This is a genomic window from Streptomyces sp. NPDC002130 (assembly GCF_040296465.1).
Classification (GTDB): Bacteria; Actinomycetota; Actinomycetes; order Streptomycetales; family Streptomycetaceae; genus Streptomyces.
Window position 1 is genome coordinate 37794 of the sequence record NZ_JBEOXI010000010.1, and the last position, 26635, is coordinate 64428.

General features: G+C 71.3%; 24 protein-coding genes and 1 pseudogene. 13 read left to right on the forward strand and 12 right to left on the reverse strand.

The features are described 5' to 3' along the window. Positions 1-77: 77 nt before the first annotated feature. Complete coding sequence (locus tag ABT116_RS03335; RefSeq protein WP_351627084.1) at positions 78-230, forward strand: hypothetical protein; 153 nt, start codon at positions 78-80, stop codon at positions 228-230. Positions 231-305: 75 nt separating this feature from the next. Here the strand turns inward: ABT116_RS03335 and ABT116_RS03340 are convergent, their stop codons facing one another. Next, positions 306-836, reverse strand: a complete 531-nt coding sequence (locus tag ABT116_RS03340; RefSeq protein ID WP_351627087.1) for a S1 RNA-binding domain-containing protein — start codon at positions 834-836, stop codon at positions 306-308. 200 nt (positions 837-1036) lie between these two features. On the opposite strand from ABT116_RS03340, the gene ABT116_RS03345 reads away from it, so the two are divergent. Both ABT116_RS03345 and ABT116_RS03350 read left to right on the forward strand, forming a co-directional pair. Next, the gene (locus tag ABT116_RS03345; protein ID WP_351627151.1) at positions 1037-1693 is read left to right on the forward strand and encodes an HAD-IA family hydrolase; all 657 of its coding nucleotides are present in this window, start codon (positions 1037-1039) and stop codon (positions 1691-1693) included. A 7-nt stretch (positions 1694-1700) separates the two neighbouring features. Continuing rightward, positions 1701-2468 (forward strand): annotated as a pseudogene (locus tag ABT116_RS03350) (transposase). Between the two features lie 64 nt (positions 2469-2532). Here the strand turns inward: ABT116_RS03350 and ABT116_RS03355 are convergent. Beyond that, complete coding sequence (locus ABT116_RS03355) at positions 2533-3348, reverse strand: DUF7019 family protein (protein WP_351627090.1); 816 nt, start codon at positions 3346-3348, stop codon at positions 2533-2535. Between the two features lie 148 nt (positions 3349-3496). Here ABT116_RS03355 and ABT116_RS50825 point away from each other — a divergent pair, with 148 nt between their 5' ends. From ABT116_RS50825 to ABT116_RS03370, 3 genes are read left to right on the forward strand one after another with little or no spacing between them, the layout of a single operon-like run. Continuing rightward, entirely contained in the window at positions 3497-3958 is a 462-nt protein-coding gene (locus tag ABT116_RS50825) for a transposase (protein ID WP_502983810.1), read from the forward strand. 13 nt (positions 3959-3971) lie between these two features. Next, on the forward strand, positions 3972-4352 hold the full coding sequence (locus ABT116_RS03365) for an effector-associated constant component EACC1 (RefSeq protein ID WP_351627093.1): 381 nt from the start codon (positions 3972-3974) through the stop codon (positions 4350-4352). A 6-nt stretch (positions 4353-4358) separates the two neighbouring features. After that, a complete protein-coding gene (locus ABT116_RS03370; RefSeq protein WP_351627096.1) occupies positions 4359-6968 on the forward strand; it encodes a caspase, EACC1-associated type in 2610 nt (869 codons plus the stop codon). Positions 6969-7003: 35 nt separating this feature from the next. Here the strand turns inward: ABT116_RS03370 and ABT116_RS03375 are convergent, their stop codons facing one another. From ABT116_RS03375 to ABT116_RS03405, 7 genes are all read right to left on the reverse strand, one after another. After that, positions 7004-7219, reverse strand: coding sequence for a hypothetical protein (locus tag ABT116_RS03375; protein WP_351627099.1), 216 nt, complete (start codon positions 7217-7219; stop codon positions 7004-7006). Continuing rightward, positions 7198-7626, reverse strand: a complete 429-nt coding sequence (locus ABT116_RS03380; protein ID WP_351627100.1) for a hypothetical protein — start codon at positions 7624-7626, stop codon at positions 7198-7200. The genes ABT116_RS03375 and ABT116_RS03380 overlap by 22 nt, the downstream gene beginning before the upstream one ends. Positions 7627-7791: 165 nt before the next feature. After that, positions 7792-9192, reverse strand: coding sequence for an extracellular solute-binding protein (locus ABT116_RS03385; protein WP_502983811.1), 1401 nt, complete (start codon positions 9190-9192; stop codon positions 7792-7794). Further along, entirely contained in the window at positions 9192-11720 is a 2529-nt protein-coding gene (locus ABT116_RS03390; protein ID WP_351627106.1) for a hypothetical protein, read from the reverse strand. The genes ABT116_RS03385 and ABT116_RS03390 overlap by 1 nt, the downstream gene beginning before the upstream one ends. Positions 11721-11724: 4 nt before the next feature. Then, on the reverse strand, positions 11725-12060 hold the full coding sequence (locus tag ABT116_RS03395; RefSeq protein ID WP_351627109.1) for a hypothetical protein: 336 nt from the start codon (positions 12058-12060) through the stop codon (positions 11725-11727). A gap of 115 nt (positions 12061-12175) precedes the next feature. After that, a complete protein-coding gene (locus ABT116_RS03400) occupies positions 12176-13237 on the reverse strand; it encodes a serine/threonine-protein kinase (RefSeq protein ID WP_351627112.1) in 1062 nt (353 codons plus the stop codon). Between the two features lie 65 nt (positions 13238-13302). After that, positions 13303-14442: a PP2C family protein-serine/threonine phosphatase gene (locus ABT116_RS03405; RefSeq protein WP_351627153.1), complete on the reverse strand. Its 1140-nt coding sequence runs from the start codon at positions 14440-14442 to the stop codon at positions 13303-13305. A 207-nt stretch (positions 14443-14649) separates the two neighbouring features. On the opposite strand from ABT116_RS03405, the gene ABT116_RS03410 reads away from it, so the two are divergent. Then, on the forward strand, positions 14650-15090 hold the full coding sequence (locus ABT116_RS03410; protein WP_351627114.1) for a hypothetical protein: 441 nt from the start codon (positions 14650-14652) through the stop codon (positions 15088-15090). Between the two features lie 149 nt (positions 15091-15239). Beyond that, a complete protein-coding gene (locus ABT116_RS03415) occupies positions 15240-16208 on the forward strand; it encodes a hypothetical protein (protein ID WP_351627116.1) in 969 nt (322 codons plus the stop codon). On the opposite strand, the gene ABT116_RS03420 is transcribed toward ABT116_RS03415, so the two are convergent. Continuing rightward, positions 16105-17451 carry an aminotransferase-like domain-containing protein gene (locus tag ABT116_RS03420; protein WP_351627122.1) on the reverse strand — a complete coding sequence of 449 codons (1347 nt, stop codon included), beginning with the start codon at positions 17449-17451 and terminating at the stop codon, positions 16105-16107. The genes ABT116_RS03415 and ABT116_RS03420 overlap by 104 nt on opposite strands. A gap of 79 nt (positions 17452-17530) precedes the next feature. Between ABT116_RS03420 and ABT116_RS03425 the strand changes: the two genes are divergently transcribed. Both ABT116_RS03425 and ABT116_RS03430 read left to right on the forward strand, forming a co-directional pair. Further along, complete coding sequence (locus ABT116_RS03425; protein WP_351627125.1) at positions 17531-18340, forward strand: alpha/beta fold hydrolase; 810 nt, start codon at positions 17531-17533, stop codon at positions 18338-18340. A gap of 43 nt (positions 18341-18383) precedes the next feature. After that, a complete protein-coding gene (locus tag ABT116_RS03430; RefSeq protein ID WP_351627128.1) occupies positions 18384-19385 on the forward strand; it encodes an endonuclease/exonuclease/phosphatase family protein in 1002 nt (333 codons plus the stop codon). Between the two features lie 70 nt (positions 19386-19455). Here ABT116_RS03430 and snpA read toward each other — a convergent pair whose 3' ends face one another. Then, complete coding sequence (gene snpA / locus ABT116_RS03435) at positions 19456-20124, reverse strand: snapalysin (RefSeq protein ID WP_351627130.1); 669 nt, start codon at positions 20122-20124, stop codon at positions 19456-19458. A gap of 173 nt (positions 20125-20297) precedes the next feature. Between snpA and ABT116_RS03440 the strand changes: the two genes are divergently transcribed. Then, positions 20298-21257, forward strand: a complete 960-nt coding sequence (locus ABT116_RS03440) for a LysR family transcriptional regulator (RefSeq protein ID WP_351627132.1) — start codon at positions 20298-20300, stop codon at positions 21255-21257. An 80-nt stretch (positions 21258-21337) separates the two neighbouring features. Here ABT116_RS03440 and ABT116_RS03445 read toward each other — a convergent pair whose 3' ends face one another. Beyond that, entirely contained in the window at positions 21338-23431 is a 2094-nt protein-coding gene (locus ABT116_RS03445) for a PhoX family protein (RefSeq protein WP_351627134.1), read from the reverse strand. A 279-nt stretch (positions 23432-23710) separates the two neighbouring features. Here ABT116_RS03445 and ABT116_RS03450 point away from each other — a divergent pair, with 279 nt between their 5' ends. Together ABT116_RS03450 and ABT116_RS03455 are read left to right on the forward strand one after the other, a co-directional pair. Then, the gene (locus ABT116_RS03450; RefSeq protein ID WP_351627136.1) at positions 23711-25681 is read left to right on the forward strand and encodes a VWA domain-containing protein; all 1971 of its coding nucleotides are present in this window, start codon (positions 23711-23713) and stop codon (positions 25679-25681) included. Positions 25682-25828: 147 nt separating this feature from the next. Then, on the forward strand, positions 25829-26635 hold an 807-nt coding region (locus ABT116_RS03455; protein ID WP_351627138.1), incomplete at its 3' end, for a class I tRNA ligase family protein.

Below are 26635 nucleotides of genomic sequence, written 5' to 3' on the forward strand. Positions count from 1 at the left end.
AACGGAGTGTTAAGCCGGATTGTCGAACCTGCTTAATACGCTGCCGCCGTAGTCGCCGCCCCTGTTGCGAGGTCGCCGTGCTCGAACGCACACGCACCGCCGAGCGGTACGCCCGAGGCTTCACCGCCGCCCTCGTCGCGGTGGCGACCCTCCTGCTCGCGGCGAACGCGGGCCCGGCCCGAGCGGACACCCCCCGGCCGGAACCGCAGACCGTGGCGAACTCCCGCTGAGGCACCGGGACATGCCCGGAGCCGCTGCCCGGCCGGGTGACGACCCGAGGTCCGACGCGGCACACCACGCAAGCGTCACCGATGCCCGGAAGCGGCCTGCCGCCGGGAGAGGGCCAGCCTGCGTCGCTCCACGTCGATCTCGGTGACGAGGACCGTGACCTCGTCACCGACCCGGACGACATCCGACGGCGTCCGCACGGGCGTCCGAGTGAGCTCCCGCAGGTGGACCAGTCCCTCGACGCCGTCGGCGACCTGGACGAAGACGCCGAACGGGACCAGCTTGGTGACCTGTCCGTGCAGTTCCTGCCCGACCACGACGCCGTCGGCGAATGCCTGGAAGGGGTCAGGCTGCGTCGATCGCAAGGACAGTCTGGCCTCCAGGTTCCATGTATCGAACTGGAGGAACTCGCAGGAGACCCGCTGTCCGACCTGCACGACGTCGGAGGCTGCTTCGATGCGCCGCCAGGACAGTTCGGGGACCGAGATGAACCCGACGCCGGGGAAGACCGGGTGGTCGGGGCCGTCGTCCAGCGCTACGAATACGCCGAACCGCTCGATCGCTGTGACGGTGCCGGAAAGGAACTCACCGCAACGGACAGATTCCAAAAAAGCCCAGAGTTCCGGGTTCTCCGACCGTCCGCCCATCATGCTCCCACCCTTTCACGGGGAGCTGTCCTGGGCGGGAAATACGGGCACATTCCCTGCGCTCGACGCGTAGAACAGCTAAGACTTGTCCCGCAAATTGCCTGCTCAGGGCCAGATGGCATGATCGAAGCGTGACCAGTGAACCCGGCCAGTCCAGTGCGATGAGGTATGTCCTGTTTGATGTCGATGGCACGTTGATCGACGCCGTGGATAATCAGCGCCTGGTTTGGCGAACGTGGGCAGAGCGATACGGACTGGATCCCGATGAGGTCTATCGAGTGGCGCTGCGAACGAGGCCGATGGAGACCTTCGCGCAGGTTGCTCCGGACCAGGACCCCGGGGAGTGCCTTGCTGCACTGCACGAGCTTGAGGACGAGGACGTCCGCTCCGGCGCCTATACGGCCTTCAGCGGTGCCTCGGAGCTGCTGAGTGCTCTGCAGCCCGGGTCCTGGGCACTGGTGACTTCGAACTATGAGCACCGGGTGCGTGGACGTTTCGCACGGACGGGCCTGCCGGTCCCGGAGGTCCTCGTGGATGCGGCCGCTGTGGAGGAAGGCAAGCCGTCGCCTGTGCCGTATCTGCAGGCAGCCGCGCGACTTGGTGCCAAACCGGAGGACTGTCTGGTCATCGAGGACGCTCCTTCCGGGGTGGAGTCGGGGCTGCGTGCCGGGATGACGGTGTGGGGTGTCAACGCCCCTGCGGCGGTGGACGGCGTGCATCGTCACTTCGGCAGCCTGCGCGAAGCGGTCCGCGACGTCCTTGCCTTCGTGTCCGCACCCCGCCCTCACGGGCTGGAGGGATCAGCAGCGGTGCAATGATCTTGATGTGGCTGGTGTGATCACGGCGTCGGAGCCGTCTTGGATAGTTCCGTTCTCCGGGCTGAGCCCGCGCCAGTTCATGAAACTGGTGACGGCGCTGCGTCGCGCGGGGATCGACGCCCCCCGCCGGGGCAGGCCGTGGAGCCTGTCGCTGGCAGACAGGACACTGCTGGTCACGGCGTACTGACGCAGAAACTTGACGATGCGCCAGCTCGCCCCGCTGTTCGGTATCTCTAAGTCCGCTGTCGACCGCATCATCGACCACCTCGGTCCGCTCCTGGCGCTTCAGACTCGGCACCGCTTCGCGAGAGACGCCATGCTCATCGTGGACGGCACCCTGGTGCCCACCCGCGACCACACGATCGCCGAGCAGTCCAAGAACTACAGGTACTCCACCAACCACCAGGTGGTCATCGACGCCGATACCCGCCGGGTCGTCGTGGTCGGCCGGCCTCTGCCGGGCAACCGCAACGACTGCAGGGCGTGGGAGCAGTCCGGCGCCAAAGCCGCTGTCGGGAGGACGATGACGATCGCCGATGGCGGCTATCCGGGAACCGGGCTCGTCATGCCCCACCGCCGCCGCAAGGGCGAGGAACTCCCCGACTGGAAGCAGGAGCACAACCGGTCGCACAAGCAGGTCCGCGCCCGCGTCGAGCACACTTTCGCCCGAATGAAGAGCTGGAAGATCCTCCGCGACTGCCGTCTGAAGGGCGACGGCGTCCACCACGCCATGCTCGGCATTGCCCGCCTGCACAACCTCAACCTCGCCGGATAAACGAACGGGTTCCACAACGGCCGACCCATCCAGCTCGATTCGAAGATCTTTTGCGGGACAAGCCTTAGGCGGTGTCCGGGTGCCTTGCCACCGCGACATAGAGGGGGGTACCTAGGACCGCCGGACCCGAGAAGGGCCTTTTCTCTATATCAAGTACCGGTTCAATTTGGATGCTTCCGCTGAGAATGGGAACGGCTAGAAACTCCAGCTGCTGAGCCGGTCCACCGAGTCTGACTCGCGCAGCTTCACGCAGCCCAATCTCAGGCGGATCGTGCGCAGCGGCGGCGTCTTCACTCCCACTTGCGTTCGGGTCAAGCCGCAGAGAGCGCCACCTTTGCCCAAGTGCCGGATTTCCGGAGATGTGCTCCGCGATGACGGCCATGATGTTGGGCGTTGCGGAGTGCGCCAATAGCGCGGTGTTTTCTGCAGCGGGCTGTTCTCCGAGGACGTGCCGTCGCGAGCCTGCGAGGATCACAAGGTGCGCGTTGTCCTCTCCGCGGAAAAACACGGTATCCAGCCCGCCAGTAGGACTATCGGGGTAAAAGCCGTGACTCAACCAGCCCCACTGCATGGGCATGCACCCGCGGAAGTAGTCGTGGCCCGGTTCGGCGCTGGTACCTACTTGATGATAGGTATCGATATACCGCTCGATGAGCTGTAGTTTGGCCATGCGGGTCGCTTGAGGGGCTTCTGCCTGGTGGAGTGTGACGCTGGCGAGTCTGAGGTCGATCCTGGCTTCCGCGCTGATGCGGCGAAGCAGGGCTGGCTCGATTTGATCGAAAAGCATGTCCAGCTTGGTGTCGGAGACATAGAGAAAGTGTCGCAGCGGCTGCTTCTTGCGGCGGAATAGTCGCAACCCGAAACCTCCAGTGCTTGTCATGCCGCGGCTGCCCGCCTCTCGGCACGCGAGAAGGTAGCGGGATGCCCGTCTTCGTAGGTGGTTTTGACACGCTTCTACGGCAGACCTTTCCACCGGCACCTGAACGCCGCCGCCCAAGGCGCTCACCCGCCATGCGCGACATCTCTCCATCTCCGCGGCGAAGGCTCCCGCTCCTCCCGAGCGGTTCCTCGCCAGGGTCGGTAACGACCCCGCGGACGTCGCCAGCCCGGACGGACTCGCGGCCTTCGCCGGTCTGGCTTCGGCACCGCACGACTCCGGCAAGCGGAACGGCAACCTGCGTCGCCCTCGCCGCTACCACCGCGGCCTCCAACGCATCTTCTACATGAGCGACTCTGTTGGCGATCTTGAGGGTCCGCCGCCGACATCAAGGTCGGCTGGAGGAGACGACAGCGCCCGTCTGCGCCCACCTGACCTATGGCATCGTCCTCGGTGGGAAGCGCATCGCGCATCGCCCAGATATCCTGGTCGTGTACAGGAACCCGGACGCAAGGTACAGAGCCTGCGACTGCGCAACTCTGACCATCGAATCTTTCCGGACCGGCTCTCCGCCAGGTCCCGCGTCGCTGGAGTGCCCTCGACGCGTGGGTGAACGGGGGTGTGTCATGGGGACCAGAACGATTCCGGTCGTGCTCGTACTCGACACTGGCGACGGCGGCGAGGATTACGCCGAGGAGCAACTGCAGCAGCTGATTACCGAGTTGAGCGAACTGGACCTCGGCAGTATCGACCGGGTGACCGAGGGCCCGCCGCCACCGGGCAGCCGCTCCACGGGAGCCGTACAGCTGGGCGCACTAATCCTGGACCTTGGCGGCAGCGGCGCCCTGCTCCCGGTGCTCGCCGCCGTTGTCCAGGACTGGTTGAAGCGGCGCCGCTCAGGCAGCGTACGGCTGAAGATCGGCGAGGACGAGATCGAGCTGACCGGTGTGAGCGACGAGGTGGGACAGCGCGGCCTGGAGGAGTTCGTCCGCCGCCACGGGGACTGAGCAGCCGTGGCGAGCCGCGCCCTGATCATCGCCAACAGCAGCTACGACGACGACCACTTCGCCACGCTCCCGGCGGCCACCGCGGACGCGGCCGCCCTCGCGGAGGTGCTCGGCGCCCCCGCCGTCGGCGGCTTCGAGGTCGAGACGCTGGTCGACGTGCCCCAGCGTCCCGCGATGCGCGCCCTGGAGTCCTTCTTCGCCAAAGCCGCCCGCGACGACCTGCTCCTCCTCCATCTGTCCCTGCACGGCTGGAAGGACACGCGCGGCCGACTGCACTTCATCATGCGGGACACCGAACTCGACTACCTGCGGGCGACGGCCGTCCCCGCGGAGGTCCTCGGCGACTGGATGGGCGCGAGCCTCTCCCGCCGTATCGTCGTACTCCTCGACTGCTGCTACAGCGGCGCCTTCCCCATGAACGCCCTGCGCCGGGACGCCGGGACGCCCACGGTGGACGTGGCCGAGCCGTTCGCGGGCAAGGGCCGGGTGGTCCTGACTGCCTCGACGGCCCTCCAGTACGCCTACGAGGGCGAGCGCGAGGTCCGCCACAGCCGCGCCCCGGCCCAGCCGTCCGTGTTCACCTCTGCGGTGGTGAGCGGCCTGCGTGACGGCTCCGCCGACCTGGACAGCGACGGCTTCGTCTCCGTCGAGGAGCTATACGAATACGTCCACGAGCAGGTCCGCAACCGCATCGCCGGCCAGACCCCCACCTTCAGCGTGGACAGCGCTCAGGGCGCGATTTACGTGGCCCGCAGCCCCCGCCACGTGGACATTGACCGCCTGGCCGAGATGCGCGCGGCGACCCTGGATCCGCAGCCGTGGAAGCGCATCGGCTCCCTCCACCTGGTCGAGCAGCTCCTCGGCAGCGTCCGCGAGCCCACCCGGGACGCGGCCCGCACCGCACTCCTCGGCCTGATCGCCGACGCGGACCGCGAAGTCGCCCGCAGAGCACGTCAGTTGTGGCACGAGCGAGGCATGGGCGAGATCCCCACGGCCCGCGCACTCCGCCCGGCCGCACCCCGCCCGCCCGTCGGCGACTTCGGCTCTGGCTACGGCCCGGTGGTGGGCATCGACTTCGGTACGACGAACTCGGCGATCGCGTTGTTCGAGGGGGAGGACGTCCGGCTGATCCCCAACGCCGAGGGCGCCCTCACCACCCCCAGCCTGGTGGCCATCACCGAGACCGGCGACATCCTGGTGGGCTCGCCCGCCAAGCGTCAGGCGATCACCAACCCCGACTACACGATCCGCTCGGCGAAACTGAAGCTGGGCACGGACTGGAGCATCGCCCGGGGTGCGGTGCGGCTGGCTGCGGAGGATGTGGCGGAGCATATTCTGCGGCGGCTGCGGGAAGACGCGGAGGCGTATATCAGGGGGCCGTTGCACGGGGCGGTGCTGACGGTGCCGGCGAATTTCGACCTGGATCAGCGGGCGGCGCTTGTGGAGGCCGCCGACCGAGCTGGGATCCGTGCGCTGAGGGTCATCAATGAGCCTACGGCGGCGGCTGTCACCTACGGCCTCCACCGCGAGGAAGACACGACTGTCCTCATCTTCGACCTGGGCGGTGGCACGCTGGACGTTTCACTCATCGAGATCGGCGAGGGTGTCGTCGAGGTGAAAGCACACGCGGGCGACAACCACCTCGGCGGCGACGACTGGGACCGGCGGATCGTCCAGCATCTCCTGCGTCGGGTGTGGGACCAGTACGGGGTAGGCCTCGACCAGAACGTCGAAGCGATGCAGCGACTCCAAGAGGCGGCCGAAGGGGCGAAGATCGAGCTGTCGTCGGCAAGCTCCACGACCATCATGCTGCCCTACCTCACGGCCCACGGGGACTCCCCCCTGCAGGTCTCGGAAACCCTGACCCGGCAGGAGTTGGAGTCCATGACGGAAGACCTGCTGGAACGCTGCCGCAAACCAGTGGAACAGGCCTTCCGCGAAGCCTTTGACTTCCAGCAGTCCGATCTGGACCAAGTAATCCTGACCGGCGGTGCCACCCGGATGCCCGCAATTGGCGAGCTAATGAGCCGATTCGTGAAGGACAAACAGCCCTACCGCGGCCTGATCCCCGAGGGGATCGTCACAGGGGCTGCCCTCCAGAGTGGCGTCCTCACCGGGGGCCTCATGGACGTACTTCTCCTCGACGCCGCCTCGGCCTCGCTCGGCCTGGAGACCTCCGGCGGCGTCATGACGAAGCTGATCGAACGGAACACCACCATCCCGACCATGCGCAGCGAGGAGTTTGTCACCAGGGCGAGGAACCAAACGACGATGATCGTGCACATCCTCGAAGGCGAGCACGAACTGGCCTCGGACAATAGATCGCTCGCCGTCCTGGAACTCACAGATCTGCCACACCACCCCAAGGACACACCGCTGGTCCAGGTAGGCCTCGACATCGACGCCAACGGGATCCTGTACGTCTACGCCAAAGAACTCCGGGGCTCCGGCACCTCCGGCTCAGCGCCCGAGTACACCGGCCGGACGTGGAAGACCAAGATCGACCGCTCCACCACCGCCCAAGCCACCGCTCTGGTCCGTTCCCCCCGCTGGCCGTCCCTTCGGACTCTCGTCCCCGGAGTCCAGCCACCGCCCGGCGAGCCCTCGGAATCCTGAAACCCACCGCAGCGTCCCTCTTTACGGGACAGCCCTTAGGACGCGTCCCCGCGCGAGCGAAGGTAGCGCAGGCCGAAGCAGCACACGCCCGCCACCCCGCCGGCCGCGCCCACCGCGCACGTCGCCGTCGCCCAGAGGGCCATGTCCTGCGTCATCCACAGCAGGCTCACCACGACCAGCGCCATGGAGAACAGCGTGCGTTCTCCATGGCCCGGGCCGCGGCGTCCGGTCAGTCTCCGGTCGCCGTGCACTTGTAGGTCACGCCCTTCATCTTGATGTCGCGCCACCCCGCCTTCACCGAAACACCGGCGGGCGCGACATCGGTTCCACCGCCGCCGCCGCTTTCCTTGCGGCAGTAATAGCCGAGTGCGTCGAGCTTCTTGATGTCACTCATCGCCTGGTACTTCTTGTAGGAGGCGATCATGGCGGCCCGCTTTTGCGCGGGTGTGGCCTCCTTCGCCTTCGTGTAGGCGTAGCACCCGATGCTGGCACCGATCCCCACCCACGAGGCGCCCTTGGCCAACGCCTTGGTGAGGCCTGCCGCGCCGCTGCCGATCCCCAGGACCGCGCAGATCTCGTCCGCCCCGGCGCGCACCTCCGGCTGCACCACAGACGCCTGTGCCGCCTGCGCTCCGGCACCGCACAGCGCGCCGGTCATGGCCAACGCGATTATGGAAGAAATTCCCTTGCTTCGTACGCTCACGAAGTCCATCCCCGTTTTATTGAATTGAATGTCAGATCGCATGGTCAGTGCGAATTTGAGGTTACCCACGGCGGACAGGCATTCGCAATGGAGGAACTGTGAACATCATCGGGAGGAAATTCAACCGGGTAAAACCTTGCTCAATGCCTCGTCAAGATTCTTCGCGATCTGCGTGTCGCCCGGACGGCCCTCACGCGGGCTCGGGCCGTACAGGGCGTCCAGTTCGGTGATGAGGGTGTGCGTCACCGCGCCGTACAGCGGAGTGCGTGGGCGGTGCACGCCCTCGCGGAGGGACGGGAGCAGGATGTCGCGGGAGAAGCCGACCCGGTCGGGGGGCAGGCGGACGGTGCCCTCGCCGGTGGGCGACGCCGAGGGGGCTTCGGCGTAGGCCGGGGCGTGCCGGCACGGGGGAGCGGTGCCGGGTTCCTGGTAGGCGGAGACGCGGGTCGCGGCGAAACCGGCGCGCAGCAGGCAGCGTTCGCTGTCCGGGTCGGTCAGGAACGCGATCAGTTCCGCCGCCTTCGCGGCCCGCTGCTCGGACGTGGAGGAGGTGACGGCCAGGTTCTGCCCGCCGAGGACCGCCTTGCCGGGCAGCCGGGTCACGCCCAGGTTCTCCCCGTAGGTCTCGTGCAGGGTGGGGTAGACGTACGGCCAGTGCCGCAGGAAGGTGGTGCGGCCCTCCGCGAAGGCACTGAGCGACTCGGCCTCGCGGGACTCGGAGGCCTCGTCGAGGGTGTACGGCGGGCTCGTGCGCGCACGCAGTTCGGCCACGCCCGCCGTGAGCTGTTCCACGGTCGCCGCGTACTCGCCGTCGCCGTCGGTCAGCCGGAGTCCGGGCACGGCCGAGGTGAACGCCTCGATCGCGTTGACCGTACGGCCCTCGTACGGGGCGAGCTGGGTGGCCCAGCCCTCGTGGCCCTGGGAGCCGAAGTGCTTTTTGACGGCGTCGATCTGTTCCCGCAGTTCGTCCCAGGTGACCCCGTCGCTGAGGTCGGTCTGGGAGACACCGGCCTTCCGCAGATGGTCCTTGCGGTAGTACAGCAGGCCGGCGTCGCTGTTGAACGGGACCGCGTACCGCTTGCCCTTCCAGTACGAGGTTCTGTCCACGGACGGGATGATGTCGTCGGGGGACCTGACCGCCGCGTCGGTCAGCGGGCGGATCAGGCCCGCGTCGGCGAACTCCGGAACCCAGGTCACGTCCAGGTTCACCACGTCGTACTGGGCGCTGCCGGACTGGAGGGCGCCGAGCAGCTGGCTGCGTTGCTGGTCGGCGGAACCGGGCAGTTCCACCAGCCGGGCCTCGAAGCCCTGCGGGCCCTCCTCGGCGTTCCAGACGTCGATGAGCTGCTGGCGGATGCCGTTCTTGCCGGTCACGTCCTGTCCGCTGGCCACCACGATCCGGCGGCGGTTGTCGGCGTCCGGCGGCTCTTCCCGCACGTCACCGCCGGTGCAGGCGGCCAGGAACAGCAGGGCCAGCAGGGACGGCAACGCGAGTACGGCGGCCGGCGGTCGTTGGGCCATCATTCCTCCCCCGTTCCGATGCGGGCGACCTCGTCGCGCAGCGCGGGCACGAGGTCGTCCCCGGCGTCCAGGCAGCGGCCCTGGGCGGCCTCCGCGACGCGCGTGCCGGGGCGGCCCCGGTCGCAGCCCCCGCTCTTCAGCATCACCATGGCCACGGGCACGCCCGACTCGCGTGCCCGGTCCTCCACCGCGCGGAGGCGGTCGCCGGCCAGGCGGTTGTCGTCCTCGCCGTCGGTGAGGTACACGATCAGCTGCGGCCGCTCGTCGCCGGCGCCGCGCTCCCGCATGAACGCCAGGGCGTCCAGCAGGGCGGCGCGCGGATCGGCTTCCGCGTCCCGCACCTCGGCGTCTCCCCTGCCGGGCCTGAGGGCCTTCTCCGCCTCCGCGCGGGAGTGCCTGCCGAAGTCCAGCAGGTCGGTGTGCGTGGGGCCCTTGACCCCGTGCACCGCCCACACCCCGTACTCGTCCCCCCTGCCGAACCCCGTCAGGGTCTGCTTGAGGATGCCGGGGCCGCCGCTGGGGCCGTCCCACAGGCCGGCCATCGAGCCGGAGCTGTCGAGGAGGAACAGGACGCGGCCGGGCCCGTGGGCGTTGCCGTACCGCTCCAGCGTCCTGTCCAGCCGTGTCGCGTCGGCGGGGTCCGCCGGCGGAACGGAATCGGTCAGCCCGTGGTCGGCCGCCTTCCCGGCGAGCAGTCCCCGTTCGCCCGTCGCGGCTCTGAATCCCTGCTTGCCGAGCACCTCCCGGCCGCCCTCTCCCGTCAGCCAGTCGCGGAACCGGTCCACCCTGTCGTCCCGCGCCTGGACGTCCCGGTCGCCGCCCTCCCAGCGCACCCGCACGAACGTCGGTTCCAGACCGGGCACGTCGTCGGGGTAGACGGCGGTGCGCTCGGCGCGCGTGACCGAGTGACAGCCGACTCCGCTCCTGAGCAGGAACTCCGGGACCAGGACCGCGCTGCGGTCGTCCGCGGCGTCGTCCGCGGGCAGTGTGCACAGCAGCCTGACGGCCGAGGGCTCGGGCCGTCCCGCCCGGCTGATCAGCCCCTCGGCGCCGCGCACATCGGCCCCGTCGCCGTACAGCCCCACCGTCGCCAGCAGCGCCGAGTCGCTGAACTCGGGGTCGGGCCTGCGCACTTGGGCCTTGCCGTCCGAGTCCTTCAGGGCCTCGACCAGCTTCGGCAGCGACCACCCGGTGGGCGGGACGCCGGCGTCGAGACCCTCCGGGACGGCCAGCACGACCGGTGAGTACGCGAACGGCCCGTCGTCCGGCTCCAGCCGGGCGAAGACGCGCTCCACCTGCGCGTCGGTGGCCCGGTCGACGTCGGCGCGGGTCGCGGGGATCCACACGTCCGGCTGCGGGCCGATGTCCCGCTGCGGGTTGACGTCCTCCCTCGGCTGCTGCCAGGGGTCGGAGTGCTCGCCCAGCGCGGTCACCACATGAGCGGCACCGGCGCTGTAGACGGTGACGCCGCTGCGCGGGCAGCCGTCTTCCGTGGTGTTGGCGTCCGAGGCGAGGTAGGCGTCAGCCATCGCCCACATCCCCGGCTCCAGGTCGGGGTCGGTGAGGACCCGCAGCTCCAGGGGCGGTTCACAGGGGCCGGATCCCCCGGTCAGGGTCAGGACTCCGTAACCGGCGGCACCGATCGCGACGAACGCCAGTACAAGCGCCACAACGGCGCGGCCGAACAGGCCGATGGACTCCCGGACGCGGGCGAGCGGACGCCGGAGCCAGGAGAACCAGCGGGACGTGTCCTCGGTGTCGTCCTGCGGGTCCACCGGTCCTGCCGCCAGCAACACGTCCGCGTCCGGGTCCCACGGGGGCGCCAGTGCCTGGGGTCTCTGCGAGTCGTCGGCCTCCGCCTTGTACTTCGCGGCGGCCATCCGCCTCTTCACCGCGGCGTACAGCTCGGAGAGCCACACCTCCCCGCCCGCCTCGAGGACCCGCACCACCTCGCGCGTGAACGGCGTGGCGGCCTCCGCGTCCCCGCCCGGGATGCAGCGGTTGGGCTGCACGCTCATCAGGAGCAGGATCTTGTGCTTCCGCTTCGGATCGTCGAAGCGGTGCCAGATCTCCGCGGCGTTGCCCGCGTAGCAGCAGTCGAGGATCACCACCACCTGCTGGGCGCGGCTCTCGACGAGCTCGCCGAGCACCTCGCTGAAACTCACCGAGCCGGGCAGCCCGTCGCCCGTGAGGACGCGGGCGGTACGCATCTGGAGATGCAGCTCGTTGCCCGAGGTGGAGGTGACGGCGTGCCCGGCGAAGTAGACCAGCAGCAGCCCCCTGGCCTCCTGGCAGGCGCGGCGCAGCGCCCCCGTGAACTCGTCCGGGGTCGGCGAGGCCAGGGGCCGCACCTCGTGCGCACCGAACACGGCGCTGCGGTGCAGCGCGTCCTCGAGTGTCGTCCGGTTGTGCCGCACGGCGGGGAGCTGGCCGGTGACGCCCTGTGGATCCGGTGCCGTGTGGTCGTACTCGGACACAGCGACCAGCAGCGCCCGGTTCACTTCGCCGCGCGGGTCGAAGCGGCTCACCGGTCTACTCCCCGTCGGTGTCCAGCGTGCGGATCTGTGGCTCGGGATCCCCGCCCTGGAGCCTTCGGCGGTTGTTCGTCCAGGTCTTCACCGCGCGTGCGGTGTACTCGGTCAGCGCCGCGACCGTGACGACGTCACCGAGCAGCTTCAGTACGAGTTCGAGGTCGGGCCCCAGCCGCCCCTTGGTCCCGTCGGTGCTGGTCTGCGCCTCGATGCTCAGCTTCTCTTCGGAGAGCAGTTCGGCGAGCGGCTCTTCCCGCTCCAGCCACGTCTTCAGTGCTCTGACATCGTCCACGGTCCCGCCGGCGCCCAGCCGGACGCGTACGCCTAAGACAGCCACTTCGTCCCCCTCTGTCGTGCCCGACATCATGACACCGGGTCAGGCCCCGGCGGCAGACCCGTGACGTGACCCGTGCAAGCGATTGCACGCCCCCTTCACGCCAGGGGCACACGGCTCAGCCCTGGGTCTGCAACTGCCTCAGCTGCCGCTGCACATGGTCCAGCGCCCCCTCGCGCCGCCCGGGCACCCGCCCGCGCAACGCGGCGAGGGAGGCGCCCAGTTCGCGGGCGGGGGCGGGATCGCGGACCTGGCCCCACTGGTGGTGCGCCCGGTCCACGGCGGCCTCGACGGCGGGGGCGTCCGGGGCCTGTCCGGCGTTCAGGCGGGCGGTTGCGATCATCAGCCAGGTGCGGCAGCTGCGGGCCGCGTCCCCGGCGAACATCGCGAGATCGGCCCGTACTTCGGCCCAGTGCAGGGCCTCCTCCGACGCGGGCCCGTGCGCGGCGACGGCGGCCTGTTCGTGCCGGGCGGCGAGCGCGTCGGCGTCGGCGTGCCGGCCGGACTGGACGGCAGCGGTGATGGCGGCGTGCGGATCCCCGCCCGCCGGTCCGGGCGTGCTCAGCACCAGGTCCGTGCCCGCGCTCTCCGGCGCGATCCGGGTCAGGGCCTGCTGGTGCAACTGCTCGACCGGCGGCCGGAACCCGCTGCGCAGGATCGTCGCGACGGCCTTCATGTACGCCGGTTGCGCGACGCTGCGTCTGGACGGCGGCGGCGCGATACGACCGTGGACGGCGTTGCCCCGCCCCGAGTCCAGCGGGGTGCTCCGCAGCAGCTCCCAGGTCTCGGCGTCGGCGTGCAGGTCGAGCAGGAGGGTGGTGGCGCCGGCGGGCCTGAGCCGCAGTTCCTCCCGGAACCAGTGCCAGGGGAAGGCGGTGTAGCGGGCGGTGGAGGGGGTGGTGCGGGCCAGCGCGAGGTGCGGCAGACGCTGGCGGCGGTCGAGCTGGAGCTGGCCGGTGACAAAGACGGTGAGCGGTCCGGGGGCCGCGGCGGCGGCGCGCAGCCGGGTGAGGACGGCCTGCGGCTCCAGCGGGTCGGCGAGTTCGACGACGTTCGCGGTGTCGGTTCCGGACAGCACGGCGGGCGCCACGGCGGCGAGGACGGGGAGCACGGAGGCGGCGTCCACCAGGCGTCCCTTGCCCACCGGCGAGGCGGCCAGCAGCAGCACGGTTCCGGGCATCGCCCCACCCCCTGTGTCGATCACGTATCTCAGCACCGTAACCGCTGCGGCTGCAAAGGGGGGTCTCAGGACCGCAAACGGCCGCCTTCGGGGGCTTCTGCCCCGGCTCTCCTGCGGACGGCGAACACGGTCGTGTCGTCGGCGAGGTGCCCACCGCCGTGCCGCAGTGTGCCGTCCCGCACGAGGGCGGCCAGGCGGGCCGGTCCCGCGATGTCCGGGTCGTCGGCGACGGCCCGGGCCACCTCGTCGGCGAGCGGGTAGAACGCGCCGGTGCCGTCCCGGGCCTCGGTCACCCCGTCCGTCACCAGCAGCAGCGTCTCGTCGCCGGCGACCCGCCACCGCCGCGGTTGCGGGGGCCCGGGTTCGAGCTCACTGAAGCCGAGCGGCAGTCCGGGCCCGGCCGCCAGGGTGCGCACCCCGCCGGGCCCGACGGCGAGCGGCGGCTCGTGCCCGAACAGCACCACGTCCACGGCCTCCCGGTCGTCGTCGGGGAAGGCGAGCAGCACGGCGGTGGCGAACCGGTCGCCGTCCGAGCGGCCCAGGGCGACGGTGTGCCCGCGGTGCCGGATCATCCGCGTCTCCAGCCGCTCGGCGACCGTCGCCAGGTCCGCCTCGTGGTACGCGGCCTCACGGAACGTGCCGAGCAGCGCGGCCGCCGCCTCCACCGCGCCGAGGCCCTTGCCCTGCACGTCGCCGACCAGGACGCGGGTGCCGTGCGGGCCGGGCTGGATGTCGTAGAAGTCGCCGCCGACGCGGGCGTGGGCGTCGGCGGTGAGGTAGACACCGGCGTGGTCGAGGCCGCCCCAGCCGGGCGGCAGCGGCCGCAGCACGGTACGGCGGACGGTGTCGGTGACGTCGCCCATGTGCAGCGCGCGACGCTCGTCACGCACCCGCACCGCGCAGGCCAGGGTGGCGAGGATGCCGCCGAGGGCGACGAGCACGAAGTCGGCGCTCCCGGCCCGGTATTCGTGCGGCCAGGCGCTGTCGGCGACGACGTACGTCACCAGGGAGAGGACCGCGAACAGGGCCGTGCCCCAGACCCCGCAGATCGAGGCGGCGATGGCCGGCACCAGCACGATCCAGGAGATCATGCGGAACTCGCCGATGGTGTGGTAGTCGGCCACCGCGATGGCGACGAGCAGCAGCAGCGGCGGCACCCAGGCCACACTGCGGCCCCGCACCCGCAGCAGCTCCTGACGCCGCACGACGTCGCGGCGCCCGGCCCGGGCGTGCCCTGCGAGCGGGCCGTGCCGGACGAGCGGGCCGTGCCCCCGGCGGTGGCGGCTCACGGCCCCAGCGAAACACGGGGCCGCACCGGCCGCATCCCCGTTCCGGTCCGCTCCGCCGACTTGCCAGGGGCTGTGCGCCGGTGTGCCCTGGTTGCAGGGGCAGGGACAGAGAGGAGAGCTGTCATGGCTCATGCGGCACCCGCCTCACGCGAGATGACCATGCCTCGTCGCAGGCCCGACGTCTTCGGCCCGCGGGTCCACGCCGCCGTGAAGGTCGGCCTGCCCGTGGTGCTCGGCTTGGTCTACGGCTTCTGGGCCGCGGCCAACCAGCGTTACGGCGGGCCCATCACCGGCTGGAACCTGCTGTTCGGCTTCGTCACGGCGCTCGTGTTCGCCGTGCTGTTCGCGGCCGTGCGCGCGCTGGCACCGCGGCTGCCCCGCGAACTGCACGCGCTGTGCTGGTTCGTCTTCTCGGGCTGCGCGGTCGGCTTCCTCTACAGCCAGACCGGCGCGTCGGTGTACAGCTCCAGCGGCCTGGGGCTGGTGGTGGGGGCGTCCGTCTTCGCGATGGTGTTCTACCGCTACTACACGCACGAGGACGCCGCGGGCCGGCGCATCGGCTGACGAGGCTCGGGACACCCGTCCGGGGGAGCCCCCGGCGAGCTCCTGCGGAACCGTTTCTCGCAGGTGGAGCGCGGTGCGGCGCGACGGACGGGCGGTCGGCGGGCGTCGCAGCGCTCGCGGTCCCGGCCCGGGGCGTCTTGCCTGGAAGGGTGTCCGAGCGCGACCGGGCGCCCCTGGCCGGGAAGACGCCCCCACGATCGCGGAACGTCCTGTCGGCCGTTCTGCTGGCCCTCGCGTGCCTGCTCGTGCCGTTCGGGGCGCTCGCGTCCTGGGCGGCCCACGGGCTCACCGACACCGGCCGCTACGTCCGGACGATGGCGCCGCTCGCCGTGGACCCGGACGTGCGGGGCGCGGTCGCGGACGCAGTCGGGGACGGGGTCCTGCGCGAGGTCGGACGCCAGGCCGACACCGGCCCGCTGCGCGGGGCGGTCGGGCCCTTCGTGCACGACGCGGCGCGCTCCTTCACCCGCACAGAGGCGTATCGCGCCGCCTGGGACGCGGCGAACCGGGCCGTGCACGACGCGGTGCTGCGCGCCCTGCGCGACGACGGCGCCCGCGGCGCCCCGGTCACCGTCGACCCCGCTCCCGTCATCACCCGGTTCAAACAGCAACTCGCCGACGACCACGTGCCGTTCGCCCACCGCATCCCGGTCACGCACACGCGGATCCCGGTGCTCCCGGCCGACGACGCGGACCGACTGCGCAAGGGGTACCACGTGCTGGACACCGCCGCCTTCTGGCTGCCGCTCGCCGTCGCCGTCCTCGCGGTCGCCGGGATCGCCGTCGCCGCGTGCCGCCGCCGCGCGGTCACCGCCCTCGGGCTGGGTACGGCGCTGGGCGGCGCGCTGCTGGTCCTCGCCGTCGCGATCGGCCGCCGCCTCACCCTCGCCGACCTGCCCGACGCCCTGCACCGCCCGGCCGCGGGAGCCGTCTACGACGCCCTCACGGCCACCCTGCGCACGGTGTCCTGGCTGCTGTGCCTGCTGGGTCTGGCGGTGGCGGCCGGTGCCTGGGTCACGGGCCGGTACGGTCCCCGGCTCGCCGCGCGGCGACGTGCGCGAGGGTCCGCAGTGCCCGCCGCAGATCCGGTTCCGGAGCCGACCCGAGCCCGAGCCTGACGGCGTCGGGCGTGTGCCCGGGGGCGACGGCGAAGGCGGGCCCGGGCGTGACGGCGATGCCGTGCGCGGCGGCGGCGGCCGTGAAGGTGTCGGCGCGCCACGGGGCGGGCAGCTCCCACCAGGCGAAGTAGGAGGCCGGGTCGGACCGTACGGCGAAGCCCGCGAGTTCCTCGGCGAGGATCCGCTGCCGCCGTGCCGCGTCCGCCCGCTTGGCCGCCACCAGCCGCGCCACCGTCCCCTCCCCGGCCCACCGCACGGCCGCCTCCAGCGCGAACCGCCCCGCGCTCCAGCCGCCCGACCGCACGGCGTCGGCCACGGCGGCGACCCGGTGCGGCGGCACGACGAGGAATCCGGCGGTGAGCCCCGGGGCGACCCGCTTGGAGAGCCCGTCGACGACGTGGGTGAGGGCCGGGGCGTGCACGGCGAGCGGATCACCGGGTTCCCGGAGGAAGGACCAGATGCGGTCCTCCACGACGGGCAGGTTCAGGTCGTGGAGCAGCTGGGCGAGTTGCAGCAGCCGCGGCCGGCCGGTCGTCAGGGACGTCGGGTTGTGCAGTGTCGGCTGCAGGTAGAGGGCGGACAGCGGCGCAGAGCGGTGCGCGGCGGCCACGGCTTCCGGGAGCAGTCCGGCCGTGTCCCCGGCCAGCGGCACGAGGGTGATGCCGAGCCGGGCGGCGATCTCCTTGACCAGCGGATACGTCAGCTGCTCCACCCCGACCCGGCCGCCCGGCCGGACCAGCGAGGCCAGCACGGCGGCGATGGCCTGCCGGGCGTTGCCGGTGAACAGCAGCCGCTCCGGGGCGGGGCGCCAGCCCGGGGTGGTGAGCACCGCGGCCGCGGCCTCCCGGGCGGCCTCGGTGCCGGTGGCCGCCGCCGGTAACAGCGCCTCGGCCAGTACGTCGGGACGCAGCAGCGGCGCGAGGACGGGGGCGAGCAGCTCCGGCTGGCCGGGCGCGGCAGGGTAGTTGAGCTCCAGGTTCACGGGCGCGGGGGCCGGACCGGGCTCGGTGAGCGCCTGCCCCGCCGGGCCGTCCGGCGCCGCCCGCACGAAGGTGCCGCGCCCGACCTCCCCGACGACCAGCCCCCGTCGCACGAGTTCGCCGTAGACCCGCCCGGCCGTCGACGGGGCGATGCCCCGCCGTCGTGCGAACGCCCTTTGCGGCGGCAGCCGTTGGCCCGGCCGCAGCCGGCCGGTGGCGATGTCGTCGGCGATGCGGTCGGCGATACGCCGGTAGTCACTCATCGGCCGGTCTCCCCCTTGGATTGCACCGAGAGCAAAGATCTTATTGCACCGAGTAGTTGGGCGCCCTAGGGTCGACGCCATGGCACCCTTCCTCGCATACGAGGACAAAGGCCCCGATACGCATCGGCTGCCCCTGGTCCTCGTCCACGGCCACCCCTTCGACCGCACGATGTGGGCCCCGCAGCTCGACAGGTTCCCGGGTACCCGCCGCGTCATCGCCCCCGACCTGCGCGGCTACGGCGCCTCCCCGACGACCCCGGCCGTCACGGACTTCTCCGGGTTCGCCCGGGACATCGAGGCCCTGCTGGACGAGCTGAGGGTGGAGTCGTTCGTCCTGGCCGGCCTGTCGATGGGCGGGCAGATCGTCATGGACTGCTACCGCCTGTTCCCCGAGCGCGTCCGCGGCCTGGTCCTGGCGGACACCTTCCCGTCGGCCGAGACCCCCGAGGGCGTGCGCACCCGCGACACGATGGCCGACCGCCTCCTCGCCGAGGGCATGCGCGGCTACGCCGACGAGGTCCTGGAGCGGATGGTCGCCCCGTACGCGTCCGCCGAGGTCAAGGCGCACGTCCACGGCATGATGACCGCCACCGCCCCCGAGGGCGCCGCAGCGGCCCTGCGCGCCCGGGCCCGGCGCCCCGACTACACCGCCCTGCTGCCGCGCGTGGGCGTCCCGGCCCTGGTCGTGGTGGGGGCCGACGACACCTTCACACCGGTCTCCGACGCCCGGGCGATGCACGCGGCCCTCCCGGACTCGGAGCTGCACGTCATCGAGGGCGCGGCACACATGCCGAACCTGGAACGCCCGGAGGTGTTCGATCACGCGCTGGAGCAATTCCTGGCCCGGGTCGACGCCCGGCAACCTTCCTGCACCCCACCCCGTCTTTGAGGGAGGATTCGGGCATCCCACCCCGCGAACGGAAGGCCGGGCCTTGGACACCGCCGCTGCCGAGTGGACCGCCAGGGACGACGCGCGAGAGCACCGTCCGCCCGGGCGGCGGCTCGGCGCCCGGTGCGCCGGCCTGCTGTTCGCCGGAGTGAGCGTGGTCGTCGGCTTCCGGGCCGCCGACAGCGACGGCATCACGCCCGTCCCGCAGCTCCTCGCCTTCCTCCCCTGGCTGCTCGTCCCCACCGCCGTCGGACTGCTGCTCACCCTGCTGTCCCGCTGGTGGCTCGGCACGCTCTGGGGCGTGGTCCTGCTCGGCCTGCTGGCCTGGTTCATCGAGCCGTACGGCAAGGTAGGCGACCCCGCGGGCCGCCCGGTCGCCGACCTGCGCGTCCTGACCTCCAACGTCGAGTTCGGCCAGGGCACCGGCTCCCTCGTCGCCGCCGTCCGCCGTGAGAAACCCGACGTGGTCTTCGTGGAGGAGTGCGACTACGCGTGCGACGCGCTGCTGAAGCGGGACCTCTCCCCGGACTACCCGCACCGCCGGGCCGTGGAGGGCGGCGGCTCCGAGGGCTCCGTCATCCTCAGCCGCTTCCCGCTCCGGCCCACCGCGGGCGTGCCCGGCACGATGGGCATGCCCGGGGCGGTCGCCGACGTCGACGGGCACGCCGTACGACTCCAGCTAGCCCACCCCATGCCCCCGCTTCCCGGCCAGGTGGACCTCTGGCGCCGGGAGCTCGGTGCCCTGCGCGAGGCGGCCGGCACCGACCCGGGCACGCCTCTCGTCCTGGCCGGCGACTTCAACGCCACCCAGGACCACGCGGCCTTCCGCCGCATCCTCGACACCGGCCTGAGCGACGCCTCCCGCCTGGACGGCGCCGACCGCACCGCCACCTGGCCGGCCCGGACGGCCCCGACGTTCGGCACGCAGATCGACCACGTCCTCGTCTCGCGGGACTTCGGCGCGAGCCGCACCCGCATCCTGGACCTCGCCGACACCGACCACCGCGCGGTCGTCACGGACCTCACGCTCCACGAGCGCCGCTGACCCGGCCCCGGTGCGCACACACGAATACGGCCGCCCCTCGTGGCAGGGCGGCCGCATCCGCGTGGGGGTCTCAACGGGCCGACTTCTCCAGGGCCTTGTCCATCGCCGCCGCGAAGCCGTTGGCCCACAGCCGGTTGACACGGGACCGCTCGGTGGCGTTCGGGACGGCGTTGGTGCAGGACGGGCCGGGGCCGCCCCCGGACATCAGCTCACTGCACGGGCCCTGGTAGTGGTCGGGAAGACCGAGGACGTGACCCGTCTCGTGGGCGGTGACCCGCGTGGAGTCGTACTGCTGGTTCTGCCGGTAGTCCAGGAAGATGTAGCCGTTGCCGCGGCCGTCGGTGGAGGCGTACGAGCCGCGGGAGTCGTTGCCCTCCCGGTAGCTGAAGTCGGCCGCCGAGGCGGAGCCCGACTGGAGCCGCACGTTCGACACGGAGCTGTTCCATATCTGGGTGCTGCGCGCTATCTGGGCGCTGAACGTGGGTGCGCGGGAGGCGTCGTAGACGACGGTGACGGCCGCGGTGGCGCTCGGGTTCCCGGCGCGCTTCTCGGCGACGGACCTCAGGACCGACTGGAAGAAGGCTCTGCTCGCGTCGGAGCCGTCGGACGCGGCGGACTTGGCGACGAATCCGGCGTGGGGCTCCGCCACGGGTGCCGCGGCGGCGGGGACCGCCGTGCCGAGACCGGCCATCGCGAGGCCGAGACCGAGAACCGTCAGCGCGGACGTGGACTTTCGCATCGAGGACTCCTTGGGTGGGGGTTGAGTCTCACCGCTGAGTCTCGATGCCTGTGCGGCGCCTGTGATGATGCCAACCAGGGATAGGACGGGGCTATCGGGCGCCCAATTCACCTTCTTTAGCGATGAATTATGTGGCTGGTTAACGCCCCGATTCCGCTTTAGCCTCACAGAGCATGGAGCTCGAGGTGAGGCACCTCCGCGCGCTGTGCGCCATAGCCGACACCGGCAGTCTGCACCGCGCCGCCCGGCACCTGGGCGTCGCCCAGCCGTCGTTGAGCACCCAACTGCGCCGTATCGAGCAGGAGCTGGGCGGACCGCTCTTCCTGCGCTCCCACACCGGCTGCCGCCCCACCCCGCTGGGCCGCCTGGTCCTCAGCAGGGCCCGCCCGCTGATGGCCGACCTGCACCTGCTGGTCACCGAGGCGAGGGCGGCCGCGTCCGGCGGCACCGAACTCCGCATCGGCTCGACGGCGAGCAAGGCCCTCGCGGGCTGGCTGCGCCGGCTGCGCGCCCACGGCCGAAACCCCAGCCTCCACATGAACGTCTCCCCCAACGCCCTGCTCCGCATGGTCGCCGACGGCCAGCTCGACGTCGCCTTCGTGCACGAGGTGGAAGGCTGCCCGCTGCGCATCCCGGCGGAGCTCCGGCTGCGCGTCCTGGTGGAGCGCGAACCGCAGTGCGTGTCCCTGCCCGTCGACCATCCGGCAGCCGCCAAGCAGGAGGTCGAGCTGACCGACCTGGCCGGCGACCGCTGGATGATCGACCCCACGGTCGACGGCGAATGGGACGCCGTCCAGCGGATGTTCCGCGCCGCCCGCGTCAGCCCGCACGTCCTGCACGGCGACTACCACACGGCCGACGCCCTGGTCGCGACCGGCGAGGTCGTCACCGTCTGCCAGCCCACCCGCACCCCGCGCCCCGACATGGCGGTACGCCGCCTGAAGGGCGACCCGCTCGGCGTACGGCTGCTTGCCGCGGCCCGCACGGAGACCGTCCTGGACGGTGTCTACCCCGCGCTGGAGGAGGCGTACGGGGAGGTGGCCCGGCAGGCACCGGCCTACCGCGAGTGGAGTGAGCGGGGATGGCCGGCACCCGGCGGCCCCCGCAGACCGCCGAGCCCGGCCCTCCCCTGAACCTCACCTGTGCCGCTGAACCGCTGCAGCCGAACGTCTGCAGCCGAACCTCTGCCGCTGAACCTCTGCAGCCGAACGGCTCAGACGCCGATGTCACGCCCGTCGGCACGCCACACGGCCACCACGGCCGGGCGGACGTACGTCCCGGGCCCGTCGGGCCAGGTGCTCGCGGGCTTCTCCACGGACGCGCCGTCGATCTCGCCCGGGTGCTGCACGGAGACCAGCACGCGCCGGTCCTGGACGATCGGGCCGCAGGTCTCGGCGCCCTTCGGCACGGTCAGGAACTGCTTGAGCTCCCCGCGCCGCTCACCCCGGGTCGCCACACCGAACAGGCCGTCGTGCGAGCCGAGCTGGGCACCGTCGGTGGAGATCCACAGGTTGCCGTGCGGGTCGAAGGCCACGTTGTCCGGGCAGGAGATCTGGCTGACGGCGTCCTTCGGGAATCCGGCGAAGTAGGTCGCCGGGTCGTCCGGGTCACCGGCGACCAGGAACAGCGACCAGGCGAACCGGGTGCTCTCGGGCCGGTTCCAGCGCTCGGTGAGCTCCAGCACGTGCCCGTGCTTGTTGGCATTGCGCGGGTTGGCTTCGTCCGCCTTGGCGTTGGAGCCGACGCCCCGGTTGCTGTTGTTGGTGAGGGCGACGTACACCTTGCCGGTCACCGGGTTCGGCTCGATGTCCTCGGGCCGGTCCATCTTGGTGGCGCCCACCTTGTCACCGGCGAGCCGCGTGAAGACGAACACCTCCTCGGCGCTCATCCCCTCCACGTGCGAGACGGCACCCTTCGCGGTGGCGGTGGCCAGCGGGATCCACTCACCGCTCCCGTCGAACTCGCCGTCGGCGGGGAGCTTGCCGGTGCCGTCGATCTCGATCGCCGGGGAGTCACCGGTGAGCTTGGCGACGTACAGCGTCCCCTCGTCGAGCAGGGAGAGGTTGTGCTCGCGGACGGCCCGGGAGGAGCCGTGGCGCATCCGCTTGCTGCCGACGAACTTGTAGAAGTAGTCGAACCGCTCGTCGTCACCGGAGTACACCACCGGCCGCCCGTCGTGCGTCAGCCGCACGGTCGCCGCCTCGTGCTTGAACCGCCCGAGCGCGGTGTGCTTGCGGGGCGTGGAGGTGGGGTCGTACGGGTCGAACTCCACGACGTACCCGAACCGGTGCACCTCGTTCGGCTCCTGGGCGACGTCGAACCGCTTGTCGAACCTCTCCCACTTCCGCTCGCTCGCCCCGGTGCCGATGCCGTACCGCTTGTCGGTCGCCCGGCTGCTGTTGGCGAAGTACTGGTTGAAGTTCTCCTCGCCGTGCAGGGTCGTGCCCCACGGGGTGACACCGCCGGAGCAGTTGTTGATCGTGCCGAGCACCTTGGTGCCGCTCGGGTCGGCGGAGGTCCGCACCAGCTCGGACCCGGCGACGGGCCCGGTGAGCCGGAACTCGGTGGTGGCGGTGACGCGCCGGTTCAGCTGGTGCCGGGGGACAGGGGTGAGCCTGCCCGTCTTCCGGTCCTCCTCCACGACGACGGCGGACAGCCCGTGCGCGGCCCAGGCGACCTCGACCTGCTCACGGGTCGGACGGGCGGCGTCGTACCCCCGGAACATCAGGATCTCGTCGGTGTACTCGTGATTGACGACGAGCAGCTGCCGGCCGCGCTCCCCGGGCAGCGGCAGCAGGGCGAGGAAGTCGCAGTTGTACCCGAACTGCCCGGCCTGGGCCTTGGCGGTCTGCTTCTCCGGGTCGAAGGCGGGCGCGCCACGCAGGATGGGCTCGCCCCAGCGGATGACGACGTTCTGCCGGTACCCCTCCGGCACGGTGACCGTGTCGGCGGTGTTGGGCGCGACGGGCGCGAAGCGCAGCCCGCGCGCACCCTTGCCCTTGCGCCGGGCGGCCTCGGAGGCGGCAGCGGCGGCCGGGCCCGCGGCCGGTGCGGCGGCGGCGTGCGGAGCCCGGGCGACACCGGCGGCACCCGCTCCGGCGGCGGCCACGGTCACCACGGCCGCGGCACGCATCATCGACCGGCGGCCGATCGCACCGGCGATCACGTCACCGACGTACTCGTTGGAGCTGGTGTTGGGCACCTCGTGGAAGCAGGCGTCACCACATCGGAAACGACAGGTCATGGCGGACCGGCCGCCGGGGTGCGAACCGGACGGAGTTCCGATCAACGGCAGCAGCTTGCGCACTTTACTCTCCCCTGGGATGCCCTTGGTTTCAGCGTGACCGTAGGGGCACATACGTGCGGTAGCCGGGCGCCCGAGTGAACACGGGATGAACCCCCGACTGCCGTACGGGTGTTGCGGCGATTCAGCGCGGCGACACCTGCACCGGCCGGATGCGCTCTTGACAGAGTGGGCCTGGCACAACAGACCCTGCCCAAGATCACACAGGAGGGCCGTTAACCTTACGTGTCCGTCCTGGCCAGGGATTGACGGGCTTCAACTCACGCGAAGGGTTGCGCGCACATGGGCATTCTCACTCGGTTGCGGAACGCGTTCGGACGATCCCGCAAGTCACAAACCGCCGAGGCGGAGGGTGCGGCGCGTACGGCGACCGCCGGTGAGACCGGCGGTACCGAGGGCCTGACCAGCGAGGACACCGGCCGCGAGGCCACTGCCGCGCCGGCGTCACCCCCGTCCACGGACCCGAAGGTCCCGTCCCCCTCCCCCGAACCGAAGCCCACGCCTTCGGCCAACGTCCCCGAGCCCCGCGCGTCGGACTCCGGGGAACACGACCTCGTCTCGGCGGCCTTCGACAATGTGACGGTCCCGAGGCCGACACGCTCGACGGAAGGGGAGCCGGGCGCTGCGGCGGACCGGCCGGGGGCGGAGGAGCCGACGGCTGCGGGGGAATCGGCGGCGGCTGAGGGATCGGCGGGTGCTGAGAAGGCGGCTGCTGACGAGGAATCCACGGTTGTCGCGGAGCCGACTGCCGTCGAGGAGCCGGAGGCGGCGGAGCCGACCGTGGCGGAGAAGGCCACGGATGCGAAGGCTGCTCCGGCGGAGACGCCGGTCGTCGGGGAACCGGCGGTGACGGACGAGGCTACGGCGGAGAAGCCGGAGCAGGAGCAGGCTGCAGCCGCCCCGGCGACGGCCGAGGAGCCGAAGCTGACGACGCGGGAGAAGCCTGAGGGCAGCTCCGCGGAGGAGGCGCAGTCCGAGCCCACGGCAACGAAGGACGCGAAGAAGGCGGCCGGGTCCGACGCACCGGCAAAGGCGGAGGCGAAGGCGGAAGCCAAGCCCGAGCCGCAGGCAGAGACGCCCGCAGAGCCGAAGCCCGAGCCGACGGCGGAGGCCGAGCCGAAGCCCGAGCCCGCAGCCGACGCGAAGCCGAAGGCCGAGCCCAAGGCCGAGCCCGCAGCCGACGCGAAGCCGAAGGCCGAGCCCAAGGCCGAGCCGAAGGCCGAAACCAAGGCTGAGCCCAAGGCCGCGCCGAAGGCCGAGGCCGACACCGGGACGAAGTCCGAGAAGACCCCCGAGGCCGAGTCCGACGCGGTGCCCGCCGACAAGGCGTCCGCCGAGACGAAGCCGAAGGCCAAGCCCAAGACCACGACGAAGGCCACGGCCAAGACCACGGCGAAGGCCGCGCCCGCAGCCAAGGCCGATCAGGCCGATCGCGCCGATCAGGGGACGAAGTCCGAGAAGGCCCCCGAACCCGCGGCCGCCGACGGCGGCACCGCCCCGCAGGGGCCACCCGCACCCGGCGACGAAAGCCGCACGGGTGGTGCGGGTGGGAAGAAGAACACGGCCGAAGCCGCAGGCGAGGCCGAACCCGCCCTCACCCTGACCGCCCTCAAGAAGCACGCCCCCGGCCTCACCACCGCCTACAAGGCCGCCACCACCACCCTCGAGAAGAACAACCTCACCGGCACCCGCGCCAAGGTCTACCTCGTCCTCGACCGCTCCGCCTCCATGCGCCCGTACTACAAGGACGGCTCCGCCCAGGCCCTCGCCGAGCAGACCCTCGCCCTCGCGGCCCACCTCGACCCCGAGGCCACCGTCCCGGTCGTCTTCTTCTCCACCGAACTCGACGGCACCGGCGAGATCACCCTCACCGAGCACGAGAACAAGATCGACGACCTGCACGCGAGCTTCGGCCGCATGGGCCGCACCAGCTACCACGCCGCCGTGGAAGCCGTCCTCGCCCACCACGACAAGACGGCGGCAGCCCCCACCACCCCCGCCCTGGTGATCTTCCAGACCGACGGCGCCCCGGACGCGAAGACCCCCGCCACCCAGGCCCTCACCGACGCCGCCAAGAGCCACCCCGCCGTCTTCTTCTCCTTCGTCGCCTTCGGAGACCCGGAGAACAAGGCCTTCGACTACCTCCGCAAGCTCAAGACCCCCAACACGTCCCACTTCCTCGCCGGCGAGACCCCCCGCGAGCTCACGGACAAGGAGCTCTACGAGGGCGTACTGGCGAACTGGCGCCCGTAGCCACCCACCGCTCACGACGCCGCCCGCTTCCCACCCCGTAAAAGGGGAGGCGGGCGGCGTACCCGTGTCAGCTACGATTTCAAGGTTCCGTAGACGACCGAGACCACGAGATCGTCACCCCACGTAGCGACTTGGGAGCAGCCCGCGATGGCTCGACACCTCATCACCAGCGCCCTTCCGTACATCAACGGGATCAAGCACCTGGGCAACATGGTGGGGTCCATGCTCCCGGCGGACGTCTACTCCCGTTACCTGCGTCAGCGGGGCCACGAGGTCCTCTACATCTGCGCGACGGACGAGCACGGCACCCCCGCGGAGCTGGCCGCCAAGGAGCAGGGCGTGCCGGTGGACGCGTTCTGCACCGAGGCGCACCACCAGCAGAAGGCGATCTACGACGGCTTCAACCTGGCCTTCGACTACTTCGGCCGCAGCTCCTCCCCGCAGAACCACGAGATCACGCAGGAGATCGCCCGCGAGCTGAAGGCGAACGGCTTCATCGAGGAGCGCGCGATCCGCCAGGTGTACTCGAACGCCGACGGCCGCTTCCTGCCCGACCGCTACATCATCGGCACCTGCCCGCACTGCGGCTACGACAAGGCCCGCGGCGACCAGTGCGAGAACTGCACGCGCGTGCTGGACCCGACGGACCTGATCGACGCCCGCTCGGCGATCAGCGGCAGCAGCGACCTGGAGGTCCGCGAGACCAAGCACCTCTTCCTCCTCCAGTCGGCCCTGGCCGGCGAGGTCGAGGCGTGGGTCGACGAGCGCGCCGACAACTGGCCGGTCCTCGCCTCCTCCATCGCCCGCAAGTGGCTGACCGAGGGCCTGCACGACCGGGCGATCACCCGCGACCTGGACTGGGGCGTCCCGGTCCCCGCCGACACCTGGCCGGACCTCGCCGCGGAGGGCAAGGTCTTCTACGTCTGGTTCGACGCCCCGATCGAGTACATCGGC

Bases quoted from the DNA above. Each gene is read 5' to 3' on its own strand.
- snpA (WP_351627130.1), bottom strand. From the start codon at position 20,124: ATGCGAAAGTCCACGTCCGCGCTGACGGTTCTCGGTCTCGGCCTCGCG.
- ABT116_RS03400 (WP_351627112.1), bottom strand. From the start codon at position 13,237: ATGCCCGGAACCGTGCTGCTGCTGGCCGCCTCGCCGGTGGGCAAGGGA.
- ABT116_RS03410 (WP_351627114.1), top strand. From the start codon at position 14,650: ATGGCTCATGCGGCACCCGCCTCACGCGAGATGACCATGCCTCGTCGC.
- ABT116_RS03440 (WP_351627132.1), top strand. From the start codon at position 20,298: ATGGAGCTCGAGGTGAGGCACCTCCGCGCGCTGTGCGCCATAGCCGAC.
- ABT116_RS03380 (WP_351627100.1), bottom strand. From the start codon at position 7,626: ATGACCGGCGCGCTGTGCGGTGCCGGAGCGCAGGCGGCACAGGCGTCT.
- ABT116_RS03355 (WP_351627090.1), bottom strand. From the start codon at position 3,348: ATGACAAGCACTGGAGGTTTCGGGTTGCGACTATTCCGCCGCAAGAAG.
- ABT116_RS03385 (WP_502983811.1), bottom strand. From the start codon at position 9,192: ATGGCCCAACGACCGCCGGCCGCCGTACTCGCGTTGCCGTCCCTGCTG.
- ABT116_RS03450 (WP_351627136.1), top strand. From the start codon at position 23,711: ATGGGCATTCTCACTCGGTTGCGGAACGCGTTCGGACGATCCCGCAAG.
- ABT116_RS03345 (WP_351627151.1), top strand. From the start codon at position 1,037: ATGAGGTATGTCCTGTTTGATGTCGATGGCACGTTGATCGACGCCGTG.
- ABT116_RS03365 (WP_351627093.1), top strand. From the start codon at position 3,972: ATGGGGACCAGAACGATTCCGGTCGTGCTCGTACTCGACACTGGCGAC.
- ABT116_RS03420 (WP_351627122.1), bottom strand. From the start codon at position 17,451: ATGAGTGACTACCGGCGTATCGCCGACCGCATCGCCGACGACATCGCC.
- ABT116_RS03425 (WP_351627125.1), top strand. From the start codon at position 17,531: ATGGCACCCTTCCTCGCATACGAGGACAAAGGCCCCGATACGCATCGG.